This window comes from Arthrobacter sp. TJ-254, from assembly GCF_058269175.1.
In genome coordinates, this window is sequence record NZ_JBZCNF010000005.1 from 244,424 (window position 1) to 258,864 (window position 14,441).

Annotated in this window: 15 protein-coding genes and 1 tRNA gene; 4 read left to right on the plus strand and 12 right to left on the minus strand. The window is 67.1% G+C overall.

The window, feature by feature from the left end:
* Position 1 precedes the first annotated feature (1 nt).
* Positions 2-655, minus strand: a complete 654-nt coding sequence (locus AC4D14_RS15535; protein WP_490903554.1) for a class I SAM-dependent methyltransferase — start codon at positions 653-655, stop codon at positions 2-4.
* A gap of 89 nt (positions 656-744) precedes the next feature.
* On the opposite strand from AC4D14_RS15535, the gene AC4D14_RS15540 reads away from it, so the two are divergent.
* Positions 745-2,175: a dihydrolipoyl dehydrogenase family protein gene (locus AC4D14_RS15540; protein ID WP_490903555.1), complete on the plus strand. Its 1,431-nt coding sequence runs from the start codon at positions 745-747 to the stop codon at positions 2,173-2,175.
* A gap of 11 nt (positions 2,176-2,186) precedes the next feature.
* On the opposite strand, the gene AC4D14_RS15545 is transcribed toward AC4D14_RS15540, so the two are convergent.
* Complete coding sequence (locus tag AC4D14_RS15545) at positions 2,187-2,690, minus strand: GNAT family N-acetyltransferase (RefSeq protein ID WP_490903699.1); 504 nt, start codon at positions 2,688-2,690, stop codon at positions 2,187-2,189.
* Positions 2,691-2,770: 80 nt separating this feature from the next.
* Here AC4D14_RS15545 and AC4D14_RS15550 point away from each other — a divergent pair, with 80 nt between their 5' ends.
* Positions 2,771-3,868 (plus strand): FUSC family protein, encoded by a 1,098-nt coding sequence (locus AC4D14_RS15550; RefSeq protein WP_490903556.1) that lies wholly within the window; start codon positions 2,771-2,773, stop codon positions 3,866-3,868.
* On the opposite strand, the gene AC4D14_RS15555 is transcribed toward AC4D14_RS15550, so the two are convergent.
* The 3 genes from AC4D14_RS15555 to AC4D14_RS15565 all read right to left on the minus strand — a co-directional run bounded on the left by AC4D14_RS15555 (position 3,865) and on the right by AC4D14_RS15565 (position 6,979).
* Positions 3,865-4,902 (minus strand): App1 family protein phosphatidate phosphatase, encoded by a 1,038-nt coding sequence (locus AC4D14_RS15555; protein ID WP_490903700.1) that lies wholly within the window; start codon positions 4,900-4,902, stop codon positions 3,865-3,867. The genes AC4D14_RS15550 and AC4D14_RS15555 overlap by 4 nt on opposite strands.
* A gap of 188 nt (positions 4,903-5,090) precedes the next feature.
* On the minus strand, positions 5,091-5,846 hold the full coding sequence (locus tag AC4D14_RS15560) for a hypothetical protein (protein WP_490903557.1): 756 nt from the start codon (positions 5,844-5,846) through the stop codon (positions 5,091-5,093).
* 218 nt (positions 5,847-6,064) lie between these two features.
* A complete protein-coding gene (locus AC4D14_RS15565; protein WP_490903558.1) occupies positions 6,065-6,979 on the minus strand; it encodes a glycerophosphodiester phosphodiesterase in 915 nt (304 codons plus the stop codon).
* Positions 6,980-7,529: 550 nt separating this feature from the next.
* Between AC4D14_RS15565 and AC4D14_RS15570 the strand changes: the two genes are divergently transcribed.
* Complete coding sequence (locus tag AC4D14_RS15570; protein WP_490903559.1) at positions 7,530-7,961, plus strand: hypothetical protein; 432 nt, start codon at positions 7,530-7,532, stop codon at positions 7,959-7,961.
* Between the two features lie 167 nt (positions 7,962-8,128).
* Positions 8,129-9,319, plus strand: coding sequence for a glycosyltransferase (locus AC4D14_RS15575; protein ID WP_490903560.1), 1,191 nt, complete (start codon positions 8,129-8,131; stop codon positions 9,317-9,319).
* Positions 9,320-9,414: 95 nt separating this feature from the next.
* Here the strand turns inward: AC4D14_RS15575 and AC4D14_RS15580 are convergent.
* The 7 genes from AC4D14_RS15580 to AC4D14_RS15610 form a co-directional block, all read right to left on the minus strand.
* A tRNA-Ala gene (locus tag AC4D14_RS15580) sits at positions 9,415-9,490 on the minus strand.
* Between the two features lie 92 nt (positions 9,491-9,582).
* Positions 9,583-10,263 (minus strand): histidine phosphatase family protein, encoded by a 681-nt coding sequence (locus tag AC4D14_RS15585; protein ID WP_490903561.1) that lies wholly within the window; start codon positions 10,261-10,263, stop codon positions 9,583-9,585.
* Complete coding sequence (rsfS, locus tag AC4D14_RS15590; protein ID WP_490903562.1) at positions 10,260-10,676, minus strand: ribosome silencing factor; 417 nt, start codon at positions 10,674-10,676, stop codon at positions 10,260-10,262. The genes AC4D14_RS15585 and rsfS overlap by 4 nt, the downstream gene beginning before the upstream one ends.
* An 18-nt stretch (positions 10,677-10,694) precedes the next feature.
* Complete coding sequence (locus tag AC4D14_RS15595; protein ID WP_490903563.1) at positions 10,695-11,957, minus strand: hypothetical protein; 1,263 nt, start codon at positions 11,955-11,957, stop codon at positions 10,695-10,697.
* A gap of 7 nt (positions 11,958-11,964) precedes the next feature.
* The gene (nadD, locus tag AC4D14_RS15600; protein WP_490903701.1) at positions 11,965-12,615 is read right to left on the minus strand and encodes a nicotinate-nucleotide adenylyltransferase; all 651 of its coding nucleotides are present in this window, start codon (positions 12,613-12,615) and stop codon (positions 11,965-11,967) included.
* Between the two features lie 92 nt (positions 12,616-12,707).
* The gene (locus AC4D14_RS15605) at positions 12,708-12,941 is read right to left on the minus strand and encodes a hypothetical protein (protein WP_490903564.1); all 234 of its coding nucleotides are present in this window, start codon (positions 12,939-12,941) and stop codon (positions 12,708-12,710) included.
* 102 nt (positions 12,942-13,043) lie between these two features.
* Complete coding sequence (locus AC4D14_RS15610) at positions 13,044-14,417, minus strand: glutamate-5-semialdehyde dehydrogenase (protein WP_490903565.1); 1,374 nt, start codon at positions 14,415-14,417, stop codon at positions 13,044-13,046.
* Positions 14,418-14,441: the final 24 nt, after the last annotated feature.

The window sequence follows — 14,441 nt, forward strand, 5'->3', positions numbered from 1 at the left end:
GTTACGAAGCGCGGCGGCCCACCCGCACCTGCAGGTGTCCGCCGCGCGCGGCCCGGGCAACGACCTCGATGCAGTCCTGCTCCACCGCCGTCCACGGGTGTGCGGTGATGTCGGCTCCGCCCAGACGGCAGGCGGCCCGGGCAAGCGGTGCGGCGAGGGCAAAGCGGCCAACCGGCTCCTGCATGTCAACGACGCCCAGCATTGCCTCCGGCGCGCTGAGCCCAAGCATCGTCTCCCACGCCGCCTGCCACCGGGGCATGAGGGAAAGGGAATAGGTGGCCAGGGACGCATTGAAGCGCGGCCGCGCCCCCGCAGCCGCCACCCGTTCCGCGAGCTCCTCCGGACCGGCCTCCGTGGCGTCGGCCTGCAGCAGGATCACGTTCGTCCAGCCGTTGCGCACCGCTTTCCGGCGGGCCTGGGCAAGCATGTCGGCACTGCGGTCAATGCCAACGATCACTCCCCCTGGCTGAATGCGTTCCTGCAGGAGCCCGAAGTTGAGCCCGGTGCCGCATCCGACGTCGAGGACCTGGTAACCGGGCCGCAGGCCAAGCGCCCCAATGCCGAGCAGGCGTCCAACACGGTAGACCGGATACTCACCGGAGAGGAGGTCATAGAAGGGGGCGAAAGTTGTGTATTTGTCCGGAATCGGCCTCACTCCTGGCATTGGGCCGGCACCAGGCCGCCGGCGGACGACAGCTACAGCATAGGCTGGGATCCCGAGCAGCCGTTGAGAAGGTGGATCCGATGGACTCTCCCGATGCAGTGATCGACCTCTTGGTGATCGGCGGTGGAACCGCCGGCCTTGTCGGAGCCACGACCGCCTCCGGCCTTGGCGCCAGCGTGACGCTCGTGGAGCGGCTGCGCACCGGCGGAGACTGCCTGTGGACCGGGTGCGTTCCGTCGAAGACCCTCCTGTGGGCGGCTGCGGCGTCGGAGCGGAGGCGGACCCTCACCGGGGAGGGGGATGACTACGGCGACGTCAGGGCACGCGTCTCGGCAGCGATCGCGGCGATCGAACCCGACGATTCACCCGAAACACTCCGGGCGGCCGGCGTCGCGGTCCTATCCGGCACCGCCCGCTTCACCTCCCCGCACGAAGCCGACGTCGACGGCCGCAGGATCCGCTTCCGGCAGGCCCTCGTCGCGACCGGCAGCTCTCCCCTGATTCCCGACGTTTCGGGACTGGGTGCGGCGAACGTCGTCACCTCCGAGACCGTCTGGGAACTCGAGGACCTTCCCGGCCGCCTCGTCGTTATTGGCGGCGGGCCCGTCGGCTGCGAGCTGGGCCAGGCGTTTGCCCGTCTCGGCACGCAGGTGACAATCCTCACCCGATCAACGCTGCTGCGCCGGGAAGGCGGCGACGCCGCGGCCGCGGTCCGCGCGAGCCTGCAGGCGGACGGCGTCCAGGTTATTGAGCACGTCGGGATCGACCACGTTGAAAACCACGACGACGGCAGCAGCACCGTCCACACCCGGGACGGCCGCACCTTCGGAGCCGACGTCATCCTGTCCGCCGTCGGACGCCGCGCGAGGACCGAGGACCTGGGGCTGGAGCTCGCCGGCGTCGACTGTGACGGATCGGGCCGGATCCTGGTGGATGCGACAATGCGCTCGTCCCGTTCCTCCATCTGGGCCGCCGGTGACGTGACTGCCTATCCGCAGTACACCCACCTCGCCGGCGTGCACGGAAGCACCGCGGCGTTCAATGCCGTGCTCGGGATCCGCCGCCGTGTCAGCAGGGCCATGCCCCGGGTGACCTACACCTCGCCGGAGGTCGCCGCCGTGGGCGTCACAGAGCCCGCCGGGCCCTGGCACACCACATCGACCTTCCACTTTGCGGACAACGACCGCGCAATCACCGAGCAACGGACGCCGGGGTTCGCGCGGATCATCATCGACCGGAGGGGAAGGATTCTCGGTGGCACCATCGTCGGGGCGCGCGCCGGGGAGTCCCTTGGGGAACTCACCCTCGCCGTGGAGCGGAAACTCACGACGCGCGACCTCACTGCCGTGACGCATCCCTACCCGACCTACAACGACGCCCTGTGGAACGCGGCGATCCAGCACGTGCGCGCCGGGCTGCGGAGGCCGGCGCCGAAGACGGCGCTGGATGTCCTGCGCCGTGTGAACCGCTGGCGCGGCAGCCGCTCGGAAGGCGCCGGCCGGCAGGCTTGAACCGCCGGGCGTCACCGCCAGCGCCTTCGCATCACGACCCGGGGCCATGCCGCCAGCCCGTGTGCCGCTTCGGAGGAGATGATCCGCCGAATTCCTTCGGACCATTCACTCTCGGGAACGCGCTCGAAGCCGAGCCGGGCATAGTACGGTGCGTTCCACGGCACGTTCTCGAAGGTCGTGAGCGTTGCACCCTTGAGACCGGCGTCCTCGGCCCACCGGGCAACCTCCTCGATCAGCGACCGCCCGAGGCCGAGCCGGGCGTGATCCGGGTGGACGGTGACCTGCTCGATGTGGGCGTGCCCGTCCACCTCGCCCACCAGGAGGTAGGCAACAGGCGTGTCAGCATCGTCGGTGGCAACCCATGCGCGCCCGGCCTCCTGGAAGACCGCGAGGTGGTCGAGCTCCGGCGGCGGGTCGTCGGCGATGGCAGCCATGCCGATGCTGCGGAACGCCTCGCCGGCCGCGGCCTCGATTGCCCGGAGCCTGTGGAGATCGCCCGGGCGCGCCATTCGCATCACGCCTCAAGTCAACCAGAAGCCGCCAGCGCCGGATCCGTATTCAGGGGCAATCCAGCCGGCTTTGCAATACTGGCCCGATGGCTACACTTCCAATTCCGGCCCGTACCCGGCTGAAGGGACGCCTTTCCACAGTGCTGCGCCACGCGCGGCTGCAGCTCGCCCTCAAGGCGGCGCTGGCCGCGGGCATCGCCTGGTGGGTCGCACAGCTGGTGCCCGGCGTCGCATCCGCCTACCCCTACTACGCGCCGCTCGGTGCGCTTGTCAGCATGTACCCGACCGTCGCCGGGTCCGCCCGGACGGCAGTTGAGACGCTGACCGGGCTGGCGGTGGGCATCCTCCTCGCTTTTCCGGTGATCTTCCTGGGCAACGCCTCGAGCGTCACAGTGGCCTTGGTGGTCGGCGCCGGGGTCCTTTTGGCGGGGCTGCCCCGGCTTGGCGCGGGCAGGGACTGGATCCCGATGGCGGCCCTGTTTGTCCTGCTGCTGGGCGGCGACAACGCCGGGAACTATTCGCTTGGGTATTCGCTGCAGATGCTCGTCGGCGTCGGCGTGGGCTTGGCGGTCAATGCGTTGGTGTTCCCGCCGCTTCACCTCAATGGTGCGGCCCAGGGGCTGGAGGACCTTCGGGCAGCACTTGCCCGCCAGCTCAGGGACATGGGGGCGGCCATGGAGGAGCAGTGGCCGCCCGAGCATGAGGAGTGGGCCTCACGGAGCAACGGGTTGCTCGGGCTGAGCCAGGAGGTTCGCGCGGCGGTGCAGCTGGCCGACGCGAGCCGACGCGGAAACCTCCGGCAGCGCCGGCACCGCAGGGACGTCGATGCCGACTACCACGCGCTCCAGTCAATGGAACGGGTGGCCTTCTACGTCGAGGACATGACGGAGGTCGTCTCTGACGCCATCTGGCGTTCCGAAACCCGGGCGCCGCTTCCCGTGTCCCTCGCCGCTCCGCTGGCCGCAGCCATCGGCCTCACCGCCGAAGCGATTGAGGTGTGGGACGCCCACGATGACTGCCTCATCCGGGCCGAGGCGGCAGTCGATGCGCTGATGCAGGGCGTTCATGCGAGCGCTGCTGAGAAGGAGCGGATCGACGCCGCAGCGGCCTCCGGCATGGCGCTGCGGAGGATCCTGCTCACCATCCGGCTTGACACCCACCCGGCTCAGCCGGTGGAGGGCTAGTGCCCGCCTTCGGCGTGGGAGTCCTTGTCGATGATGCCCAGCGCCTCAAGCTGGTCGGACATGCCGGCGCCGTCGGGTGCGTAGATCCAGGGGATGCCCGGGGTCTGGGCAGTGTGGTCGGACTTGGAGCGTCCACCTGCCAGCACAGCTTCACTGATTGACAGCTGCCGGATGGCGATGGCGCGGACCCTGTCGGGGTGGCGTTGGGCGAAGTCGCCGTAGATCGCTTCGTCGTGCTGGCCGTCGTCGCCGACCAGCAGCCACTTCACCGAGGGGAACTCCTCGGCCAGGCGTTCGAGCGAAGTGCGCTTGTGGTCCTGGCCGCTACGGAACCAGCGGTCGCGGGTGGGCCCCCAGTCGGTGAGCAGTTTCGGCCCGGCTGGGTAGAGGTTGCGGGAGAGGAAGCGGGTAAGCGCGGGCGCGACGTTCCATGCACCGGTCGAAAGGTAGAGGACCGGAGCAGCGGGCATGCTGCGTGTGATGCGCTCATAGAGCACCGCCATGCCCGGGGTGGGGGTACGGGCATGCTCGTCAAGGACGAAGGTGTTCCAGGCTGCAAGGAACGGGCGGGGCAGCGCGGTCACCATGACGGTGTCGTCGATATCGGACACCACGCCGAAGTCCACCGAGTCATCGACAACGCGCATAGGTGCCTCCGCCATCCGGGAATCCCCTGACGTAAGGCGCGCGGTGTGCCACCCGGGCGTCAGGGAGACGTCGAGGCGGACATCGATCACTCCGCCGTGGTCGGCCTGCACTTCGAAGGTGGATCCGTTGACGACCACCTTCACGACGGCGTTCTGCACCGGGGCGCTGGTGAAGTTCCTCCAGCCGCGGATCCCCTCCTTCAACGGCTTGAGCGGGCCGGTGCCCTCAATCGGCCCGCTGTCGCGCGGGTGGGCAAGAACCACGCGGGCGAGTACGCGCACCCAGCTCGTTGTGCCGTAGCCGGTGTACGGGATGACTGTTTCGACGTGGCCCCGTTTGCGTGCAAGCTTCCGCTGGAAGGAAAGCCAGGCGTCGTCGAGCCGCATCCCGAGGTGGGTCCGTTCCTTGATCTGAGCCCCGGGAACGTTGGCGCCCGGCTTTTCAGGTTCGGGCGGCGTTGATTCAATTACCCTTTTCTCTTCGGGCTGACGGTCGACTGGCTGCTCGGCAGGACTCGGTGACATGCTCCCCAGTCTGCCATGCCCGGCCGTGTTCGGCGTGTGCTGTCTGTGGTTCAGCCGGCCGGCCGCAGGGAGGTGATCATTTTCTTGATGTCCTTGTATTCGGGGGTTTCCGTGTAGGCCTGGGGTGTGTCAACATGCATTGGATTCCCCGGTGTCGTGTCGAAGGGATCATAGATGCCGGAGAACGTTGCACCGCTGGGCGGCCAGGTGAAGAAATGGAAGATGGGGCACGCCTTCTCCCCGGTCGGCTCCGGACCGGAGGTGATCCCGTACATTGCGACGATCATCTTCTTCGGGTCCGTCTGCGTGTTGTCGGTCCGGGTTTCGAAGGTGAAGCGCGGCACTCCCCCCTCCTGCGCCAGTGCGGGCAGCGGCTCGGAGTCCACCACGGAGTAGTAGTACATTTCAGTGCATTCGGCCCCGGTGACCATGTTGGTGCGCAGCGTCGCGGCGGGCTTTCCCCTATCGGTAACCACCTCGACGGAAACCCCGCCCGGCGCGGCGTCCTCCGGTTTCTCCTCGAGGGTCCACGTGTCGGGATGGTCGAAGGTCAGGCTGCCGTCCGTCGTCGTGTACGTGGTCCAGCCAGCCGCCGGCTCCGTGGGGGACTCCGTGGCCGGCGTCGGATCTGCTGTCGATGGCGAAGCAGACGGCGTGGCGCCTGAACCGCCGGCAGGCGTGATCGCCGCCGGGCTGCTCCCGGGATCCGCGCCGGGCTCCGATGCCGGCGGCCCGCAGGACACCAGGAGCAGGGCAAGCCCCAGGGCTCCGGAGCGGACGATGGTTGACGGTCTGGGACGGCGCATCACAACCTCCTCTAGCTGCGGATGATCCGATAATTGTCCGACCGAGGTGTGTCCCAATAAATGAATTTGTCCCGATTGTCACTCAACCGTTGCACAGGATCACAGGACCGCCGCGGACCGGTCCATCTGGCCCTGACGCGACAAGCCCGGTGCCGCGAGGTGCCGCCAATCAGCGGCACGTCCGACACCGGGCCGATGGCTCCAGTGAGACTGGTCGTTTACCGTGCAGCCTTCGCGTCCGTCTTGAGGACGTCGGCGAGAACGGCGGGCTTATTGGTGATGATCCCATCGACCCCGAGCCCGATCAGTGTGCGCATGCGGGCCGGGTCATCCACGGTGTACGGCCAGGTTTCCATCCCGTACCGGTGAACGGTTTCAACGAAGTCCCGGCTCACCCGCGTGTTGCTCGGGTTGATCTGGTCCGCCCAGGTGGACAGTTCGGCATACTCAGCCGCCTTTGGCGGGCCGCCGAGCAGACCGGCCGGAACCTCGGGTGCGATCCGGTTGAACTCGCGCATGAAATTCCAGTCGAAGGACTGCACAACGAGCCGCCCGGCTCGGGCATTGGCGTTGAGCCACCCTTCGGAATCAAGTTCGGCGGCGATCTCGGCACCGATTCCCGGATACAGCTCGGGGCTCTTCACCTCAAGCAACAGGCCCGCCCTGCCGTGCAGGGTGTCGAGGACCTGCTGCAGTGTGGGGACCTTTGTTCCTTCGAAACGGCTCCCGAACCAGGACCCGGCATCAAGCGTCTGGATCTCCTCAAACGTGAAGTCAGCGACTCGATAGGGTGCGCGGGAGGGGAATTTCTCCTCGACGTCGGTGGTACGGCCAAGGGTCGTGTCGTGGATGACGACGAGTTCGCCGTCCAGGGTCCGCTGGACGTCGATCTCGACGAAGTCCGCCTTCACCGCCGCCCCCAGGTCGACGGCGGGGAGCGTGTTCTCCGGTGCGTCGGCCGAGGCCCCCCGGTGCGCGATGACCGTGATGTCGCGGGTGTGCTCCGGTGCCTGCGCTGATGCCGGGCCCACCCCGGCGGAGAGGGCGGCGAGCGTGAGTGAACCGGCAAGGACGGAACGGAAGAACTGCTTTTGTCGATCATGTGTGCTCGTTTGTGCAGCCAAAGGCGTCACGGACAATCTCCTCGATAGGAAGGTTTATCTAAATTGCGCGTCAGTCACTGCTGACCCAAAAGACTCTTCCGTGCTCATATGGCCATTGCGCAACGGGCGTTGAACCGCAGCGTAAACATCGCCATCGATTGCGTAATAAAGGGTGAACGGAGCACAAAATCGCGCTTCCTGTCATTGTTTTCCGACCGCGCGGACGTCGGATCAATTGATCCTCCAGCCCTTTTTCCATGACGTGTCCGCGGGGGCCCGAAGCTAGGGACTATTGGCCCTTTTTTTCACGGCAGGCTGCGACTTAACTTTGCATTACACCACTTGAGGCGGTGGAGGAACGGCTTTGCTGGGGAAGTTCGTACCGACAAGTTGAAAACCGAATCCGTGCGCGCAGAGCTGAGCGGCCCCGGCAATGAAGCCTGGATCCGTAACTGATCCGTGTGCACTTTTCCGGGCGCCACACGGAAGGAATCGCCGGACATCCCGACGTAGCCCGCAGGTCACGAAGGCGTATGCCTGATCCACATTTGTCCGGCATTCACGAAAGAGGAACCCGATCATGAAGAAATCCCTCAGCTGGCGGTTGTTCATCCTTGTTGCCGGGACGCTGTTTGGCCTGCTCGCGGGCATGGGCCTTTCAGCTCCCGCAGTTGCTGCCCCCGTCCAGGTTGCAACCACAGGAGGACACCACCACGACGACGGTGAAGAACTCACGTTGAAGGTCAACCGCGACGGCAAGCTGAAGGTCATCGGCGAAGATTACGATGCCAAGAAGGTATACGTGAAAATCGTCCAGACCAATCACAAGGGCAAGGACAAGGTAATCGACGAGCGTTACGTGCGCACGCACCACGGTGATTTCAAGTTCAACAGCAAGAAGGCCAAGTGCGGTAACGACTACCGGGCTTACACCTACAGCAAAAAAGACGGCTGGGACAAGAGCAATAAGGTGAAGATTGAATGCGACAATGGCGGTCATCACCACAAATAAGAGGCACCTTGACCAGGCCGGACTGGCCGGATAGGCGTCAGTAAGAAGGCAGGGGACGGACCGGTGGTCCGTCCCCTGCTCATGTCCGCCGCGGTCTCTGTCGCTTTTCCGCACGATACCCTTGTGCGGTTCAAGTCGAAAACGAACGTCGCAGGGGGCGGGTACCGATGAAAATCATGATGCTCACCGCAGGCTCGCGCGGAGACGTGGAGCCCTTCGTAGCATTGGCGCACGCGGCCGCCGCAAGGGGGCACGATGTTCGCCTCGGCGTACCGGATCATTCCGGTGCTGCGACGACGGACCTCGACGTGGTGAGCCTCAACGTCGATTTCGCGCAGCTCATCAGCGACCAGGGCGTTGCCCCGGTGGCCGCGGCACGCGCGTTCCGGACGGTGCTGCGTCCGGCGGTGCAGCGCATGCTCACGAGCGCCGTCGAGAAGACACTTGCCTTCTCGCCCGATCTGGTCGTCTACCACCCGAAGATCCTCACTGCACCGCACGTTGCCGGGTCGCTCGGGATCCCATCGGTCGTCGTCGAATCGGTCCCCTCGCTCACCCCAACGCGGGAGTTTCCGGCACCCGGTATCGTTACGGCGGACCTGGGGCCTTTCAATCCGCTCACCTACAAGGCGGTGTCCCTCGCCGCAGGGATGTTCCGGCGGGAGATCAGGACGGCGTGCAGGGCCCTGCCTGCCGCTCCCCCGCCGCCCGCCCGGGGCCGGGCCTCGGTTCTGCCGATCAGTCCGCAGTTGCTCACCAGGCCGCGTGACTGGCCGGCAGACGCGCATCTGACCGGGTTCTGGGACAAGGTGGTGCCGCCCGGGGAGCCGGACCCCGAGCTCGAGGCATTCACGGCCGGAGGCAGTTTTGTCTACGCCGGATTCGGTTCGATGAAGGCCGGTGACCCGGAGCAGCGGGCGAGGGTGGTCATCAACGCGGCCCGCGGGCAGGGGTTGAGGGTGGTGGTCACCACCGGCTGGGGAGGACTTGAGGTCCCTGATACCCACCACGGTGAGGATGTGCTCGTGCGTCAATCGGTGGTCCATGAACACGTTCTGCCGCGGGCCGTGGCGGCCCTGCACCACGGCGGAGCGGGAACCGTGCACGCCGTCGCGCGTGCGGGCGTCCCTTCGGTTGTGGTTCCCTTCATTGCCGACCAGCCGTTCTGGGGGCGCCTTCTCCACCGCCGGGGGCTTGCACCAGAACCAATTCCGTTCCGCCACCTGACCGCAGCCCGGCTCGGGGAGGCGCTGAGCTTCACGGAGTCGCTGCGCGGCCACGCACGGGAAGTGGGCGGCAACATCCGCAAGGAGAACGGCCTGGCCGTTGCTGTCGGTGTGCTCGAGGATCTGGTGTAGTTGGCAGGTGGATGGTCACCTAGTTTCCGCGAGCCCGTTTCCGTCAACGAAAAACCGCCAGGACCTGGGAGATTTCCCTGATCCTGGCGGTTAATTGGTGGAGCTGAGGGGACTCGAACCCCTGACCCCCTGCATGCCATGCAGGTGCGCTACCAGCTGCGCCACAGCCCCAATCCTTGCCGCTTCCGCCTTACCGGCCGGAGCAACTTGTTCAGTTTAGTAAATTTTCCCGTCCCTGCAAAATCGGCGTCAAAACGCCGATCTCAGCCCTCCAAAGGCTCGGCGGGAAGGGATCCGAGACCCACATTGTGCTCCCGCAGCTGCCACGAATACAGTGCGTCGGGCCGGCGCACCTGTTCGTCGACAACGGACCAATGGCAATTTGAGACTCCCGACAGGGCACCCCAGGTCGACGACGGAAGACCCATCATTGCCGCGATTCCGGCCCGGATGGCACCCCCGTGGCTGACGACGACAATGAGCTGCCCGGGTTCCAGGGCGCCCACTGCCTCCGTGGTCGCCTCAAGCATGCGCTGCCCCACGTCTTCGCGGTTCTCCGCTCCCCCAGCCCTCACCGTGGGGTCGCCACCGCGCCAGGCGGCGTTTTCCTCGGGAAAGCGTTGGTCAATCTGGTCGAAGGTCAGCCCCTGCCATGCCCCGGCGGCGGTTTCCCTCAGGCGTTTATCCAGCGCCACGTCGAGACCGGTGAGGTCGGCGAGGGCGTACGCGGTATCGGCTGCCCGGCTGAGGTCGGATGACACAATGCGGGCGGGGTCCAGGCGCGCCAGCAGAACCGCCGCACGGGCGGCTTGGCGCCTCCCTACGGCGTCGAGTGCTATGTCTTCCTGGCCCTGGAACCGCCCGCCGTGGTTCCATGCGGTGCGCCCATGCCGCCAAAAAACGACCCTGCGCGCGGCAGGGTCGTCATGGGTGTGTCGATTCACTCCGCCTCGGGGCTGGCGGCAGGTGTGGTGCTTTGAGGAGAGCTCTGCAGCGATCCCTCAAGCTGAAGGTCGACGGAGGGGCAGTCGTTCCAGAGGCGCTCGAGGGCATAGAACACGCGGTCCTCCTCGTGCTGCACGTGGATGACAACCTCTGCGTAGTCGAGCAGCACCCAGCGCCCCTCGCTGCGTCCCTCACGCCGGACCGGCTTGAGGCCCTGCTTCGAAAGCTCTTCTTCAATGCCGTCGACAATCGCATTAACCTGGCGTTCACTCGGCGCCGAAGCGATGAGGAAAACGTCGGTGATCGCCAGCCGTTCGCTGACGTCGATTGCGATAATGTCCTGGGCAATTTTGTCCACCGCGGCGTGTGCCGCGGTACGGGCAATCCCGATGGACGATTCGGTAGCGCTCACTGATCTCCTTGTGTGTGGTCAGCCGCCGAAGCTGCCGACAATCATCATGATTCCGGTTAGTAGTGCCAAGACACCCAACCCGAGAATTGAATACTGCGTATATTTCGTGCGCTTGACCCGCGCCAACCCGGCAGTCATTGCGTCGAGCGGGTCGAGTCCGTGCGCGGCCCTGGCATGGACCGGCGTGCCGCCGTCGGCTGGCTGCCCCGACGCCATCGACTCCGCGCGTGCGAGCACGCGGGAGCGTCTGTCGGAGCGGGGGCTGCCGCCGTGAGGGTCGGCGTTTCGGGCCTGCGGCGCAGGCGCGCCGGTGACCACGGGGATGTGGGACGTCGTCGGAGCCTTGAGTACCGGGCGGTTGACGCCCGGCACGCGGACGTACTCGGCCGGGGCGACGATCGAGAGGTTGTGCGCCGTCGTCGGGTCGTTGACCTGCGGACGGCGTTGCTGGTTCTCTTCCGAAAGCTGCTGGATCTTCTGCGCCCTGCTGTTGAGCACCGCGGCACGCTCGGCGAGGGCCTTCTGCTGGGCGAGGAGCTCAAGGTCGACGGCGAAGGGGTCGTCGTTGTTCGCGGCCTCCATCATCGCGACCTGATTCCGGGCCTGGCCGATGATCGCTTCATGGGCCGCAAGGGCCTGTTCCACACTGAGGTCTCCGGTCGGAAGTGCGCCGGCCCGGGCCTCGGCGGAGGCATCGGTCTGGGGGTCCGCGGTGTCGAGCCGGCGGCGCCGGTCCCTCCGTCCGCCTGGCCGTACTCCGTTCATTTCCCTTCGGCGCTCAACACCGTCCCAGACCTCCGCCGGCTTTACGGCGGTCGAACCGGAGGGGCCAACCTTCACAGTTGGCGCACCGGGCTCAGGCGTGCTTCCCGCACCAACAGCGGGGGCAGGCGGGCCGGACACCGGGGCTGGTGCGGAGAATGCCGGATCGGCGGGCTCCGTCCCGGTCTGTGCGGCTTGCTGCTGCAGGCGCAGCTGCCGTCGGGTGGGCATTGCCTCGCGGACGACGGCGTCGGGCGTGCCGGACTGTTCGGCAAGCGCCCGGTAGGTGCGGAGGGCTTCCCGGTCGCGTGCCCGCGCCAGCGAAACCCGCTCCCGCGGCGAGGCGGAGGCCGGCGCGTCGACGGGCGTCTGGGCTGCCCGCCTGCTTCGCCGGACCTCCCCCGCCGCGTCGGTTGCTGCTCCGCCGGAGGTGTTGCCGGCGTCGGATGAGGCCCCAGGAGCATCCGCGGCCTCGGCGTTGGCGCGGATGGTGGGGTCGTCGTCGTTAGCCTTGCTCATTGCCTTCTCATCCGCTTGTCTGCTGGACCGCACCGGATGTGCCGCCACGGTGCGTCGCCCCCAGGGGGGCACTGTTGGTCGGCGTGCCGACGGGAGCCTCACCCGTGCTGCGGTAGAGGCCGTGCTTGCCGATGTACTGCACCACCCCGTCCGGAACCAGGTACCAGACGGGCTCGCCCTGTGCGACCCGCCGCCGGCAGTCCGTCGAGGAGATGGCCATGGCCGGAACCTCAAGGAGGCTCACGTCGTGCCCACCCCCGTCGAGTTCATGGCCCGGGCGGGTCACCCCGATGAAGTGCGCCAAGGACCACAGCTCCTCGACGTCCTTCCAGGAGAGGATTTGGGCCATCGCGTCGGCCCCGGTGATGAAGAACAGCTCGGCCTCGGGACGCTGCGCCCGCAGGTCCCGCAGGGTGTCGATCGTGAACGTGGGCCCCGGCCGGTCGATGTCGACGCGGCTTACCGTGAAGTCGGGGTTCGATGCCGTAGCGACAACGGTCATCAGGTACCGGTCCTCGGCGGGGCTGACATCGCAGTCGGCCTTCTGCCACGGCTGGCCGGTGGGGACGAACACCACCTCGTCAAGGTCGAAGACCGCAGCTACCTCGCTCGCGGCGACGAGGTGGCCGTGGTGGATGGGGTCGAATGTTCCGCCCATGACACCCAGCCGCCAGGGACGCCCGTCCCGGTGCCTTCTGGGCTCGCCCATGGGCGGCCGCTTCCCTCTGTCCGTCGAATCACCCAAGGTATCTAGCGCCGGGCTTGGCCGTGGTCGTGCTTGTTGGGGTGCTGCTTGTGGGGGTCGAGGTGCTCTTCCGTCGCTTCGTGGCGGTTGCCGAGGTTGGAAAAGGAGACGGTGACGATCATGAGGGCCAGGAGGCCTCCCATGACAATCAGGGCGTAGGTGAGAGCCGGCATCGGCAATTCGGCGTGCTCCGCGACCTCGCCTGCGAGAAGCACGGCGTCGGCGTAATGAGTGAGCATATTTTTCCCCTTGAATCTATTGTCGGCCCGCCGGGGCACCCAGGCCGGCGCGGAGGTTCCCTACCATGTTACGCGTTGCCTGAACGGCCGGGTGCACACGCCTCACTCGCGTACCTGCCCCTCCCCCTGGATGATCCACTTGGTGGTGGTCAGTTCGGTCAGCCCCATGGGCCCGCGGGCGTGCATCTTCTGGGTGGAGATGCCCACCTCGGCGCCGAGGCCCAGTTCACCGCCGTCAACGAAGCGCGTCGACGCGTTGACCAGCACGGCGGCCGAATCGACCCCGGCGATGAAGCGTTCCGAACTGGCCAGACTGTTCGTAATAATCGCTTCGCTGTGCCCGGTGCTCCAGCGCCGGATGTGATCCATTGCCTCATCGACCGAATCGACCGTTGCCACAGCGAGGTCGAGTGCCATGTATTCGGTGGCCCAGTCCTCGTCGGTTGCCGCTGCGGCGGAGACCCCTTCCGGGAGGGCGGCGCGGGTCCGCTCGTCCGCGTGCAGCCGCACACCCGCCCCGCTCAGGCGCCGAAGCACCTCGGGCGCCGCGGCGGCATCGCGGTGAATCAGCAGGGTCTCCACCGTGTTGCACACGCTGGGGCGCTGGGTCTTGGCGTTCAGCAGGATGCGTACCGCCATTTCGGGATCGGCTGTTGCGTCGAGGAAGATGTGGACGTTGCCTTCGCCCGTTTCGATGACGGGCACCGCGGCTTCCCGCACCACCGTCTGGATCAGCTCCCGCCCGCCGCGGGGAATGAGAACGTCGATGCGCCCTCGTGCGGCCATGAGCGCCGCGGCGCCTTCGCGGCCGTACGCGTCGACGCTCAGCACGGCGTCGGCGGGAAGGCCCAGCTCCTGCAGCGCATCGCGGATGATCCCGATGAGTGCGGCGTTAGTGTGTTCCGCGGCGCTGCCGCCGCGAAGGATCACGGCATTGCCGCTCTTCAGGGCGAGGCCTGCGATGTCGACCGTGACATTGGGCCGCGCCTCGTAGATCGCCGCCACGACGCCGAGGGGCACCCGCACCTGGCGCATGCGCACGCCGTTGGGGAGGGTCTGCCCGCGGACGGCGGCTCCCACCGGGTCGGGGAGGACGGCGAGTTCCTCAAGGGCGCTCGCGAGTCCGGCGACGCGGGCTGGGGTCAGGGTGAGCCGGTCAAGCAGGTAGGCGGAGGTGCCCTTCGCCTCGCCTGCCGCGACGTCGCGGGCGTTCGCGGCGAGGACCGCGTCCTGGCGCTCCACGAGGGCTGCTGCGATCCTGCGCAGCGCCGCGTCCTTGCGGGCGCGCGTTGCCGAGGCCAGCGTCCGGGATGCTTCCCGGGAGCGGTCGGTGATGCCGTGAACGGCCGCTGTGACCTCCACCGCAGCGTCATTCCGGTTACCGGCGGGCGGCTCCGTGGAAGGGGCCTCCTGCGGGGAAGCGTCCGCTGTGGTGCTGCGGGCCATGACGCCGGGCGCGGTGTTCGTGTCAGTCATGTCCCAAGTCTAGCGAGGGGTGCG

What these genes read in the sequence shown, in the direction of transcription:
- AC4D14_RS15545 (WP_490903699.1), bottom strand. Translation starts at nt 2,690, where the DNA reads ATGCGAATGGCGCGCCCGGGCGATCTCCACAGGCTCCGGGCAATCGAG.
- AC4D14_RS15555 (WP_490903700.1), bottom strand. Translation starts at nt 4,902, where the DNA reads ATGCGGCTCGACGACGCCTGGCTTTCCTTCCAGCGGAAGCTTGCACGC.
- AC4D14_RS15610 (WP_490903565.1), bottom strand. Translation starts at nt 14,417, where the DNA reads ATGACTGACACGAACACCGCGCCCGGCGTCATGGCCCGCAGCACCACA.
- AC4D14_RS15595 (WP_490903563.1), bottom strand. Translation starts at nt 11,957, where the DNA reads ATGAGCAAGGCTAACGACGACGACCCCACCATCCGCGCCAACGCCGAG.
- AC4D14_RS15540 (WP_490903555.1), top strand. Translation starts at nt 745, where the DNA reads ATGGACTCTCCCGATGCAGTGATCGACCTCTTGGTGATCGGCGGTGGA.
- AC4D14_RS15560 (WP_490903557.1), bottom strand. Translation starts at nt 5,846, where the DNA reads ATGCGCCGTCCCAGACCGTCAACCATCGTCCGCTCCGGAGCCCTGGGG.
- nadD (WP_490903701.1), bottom strand. Translation starts at nt 12,615, where the DNA reads ATGGGCGGAACATTCGACCCCATCCACCACGGCCACCTCGTCGCCGCG.
- AC4D14_RS15575 (WP_490903560.1), top strand. Translation starts at nt 8,129, where the DNA reads ATGAAAATCATGATGCTCACCGCAGGCTCGCGCGGAGACGTGGAGCCC.
- AC4D14_RS15605 (WP_490903564.1), bottom strand. Translation starts at nt 12,941, where the DNA reads ATGCTCACTCATTACGCCGACGCCGTGCTTCTCGCAGGCGAGGTCGCG.
- AC4D14_RS15550 (WP_490903556.1), top strand. Translation starts at nt 2,771, where the DNA reads ATGGCTACACTTCCAATTCCGGCCCGTACCCGGCTGAAGGGACGCCTT.
- AC4D14_RS15570 (WP_490903559.1), top strand. Translation starts at nt 7,530, where the DNA reads ATGAAGAAATCCCTCAGCTGGCGGTTGTTCATCCTTGTTGCCGGGACG.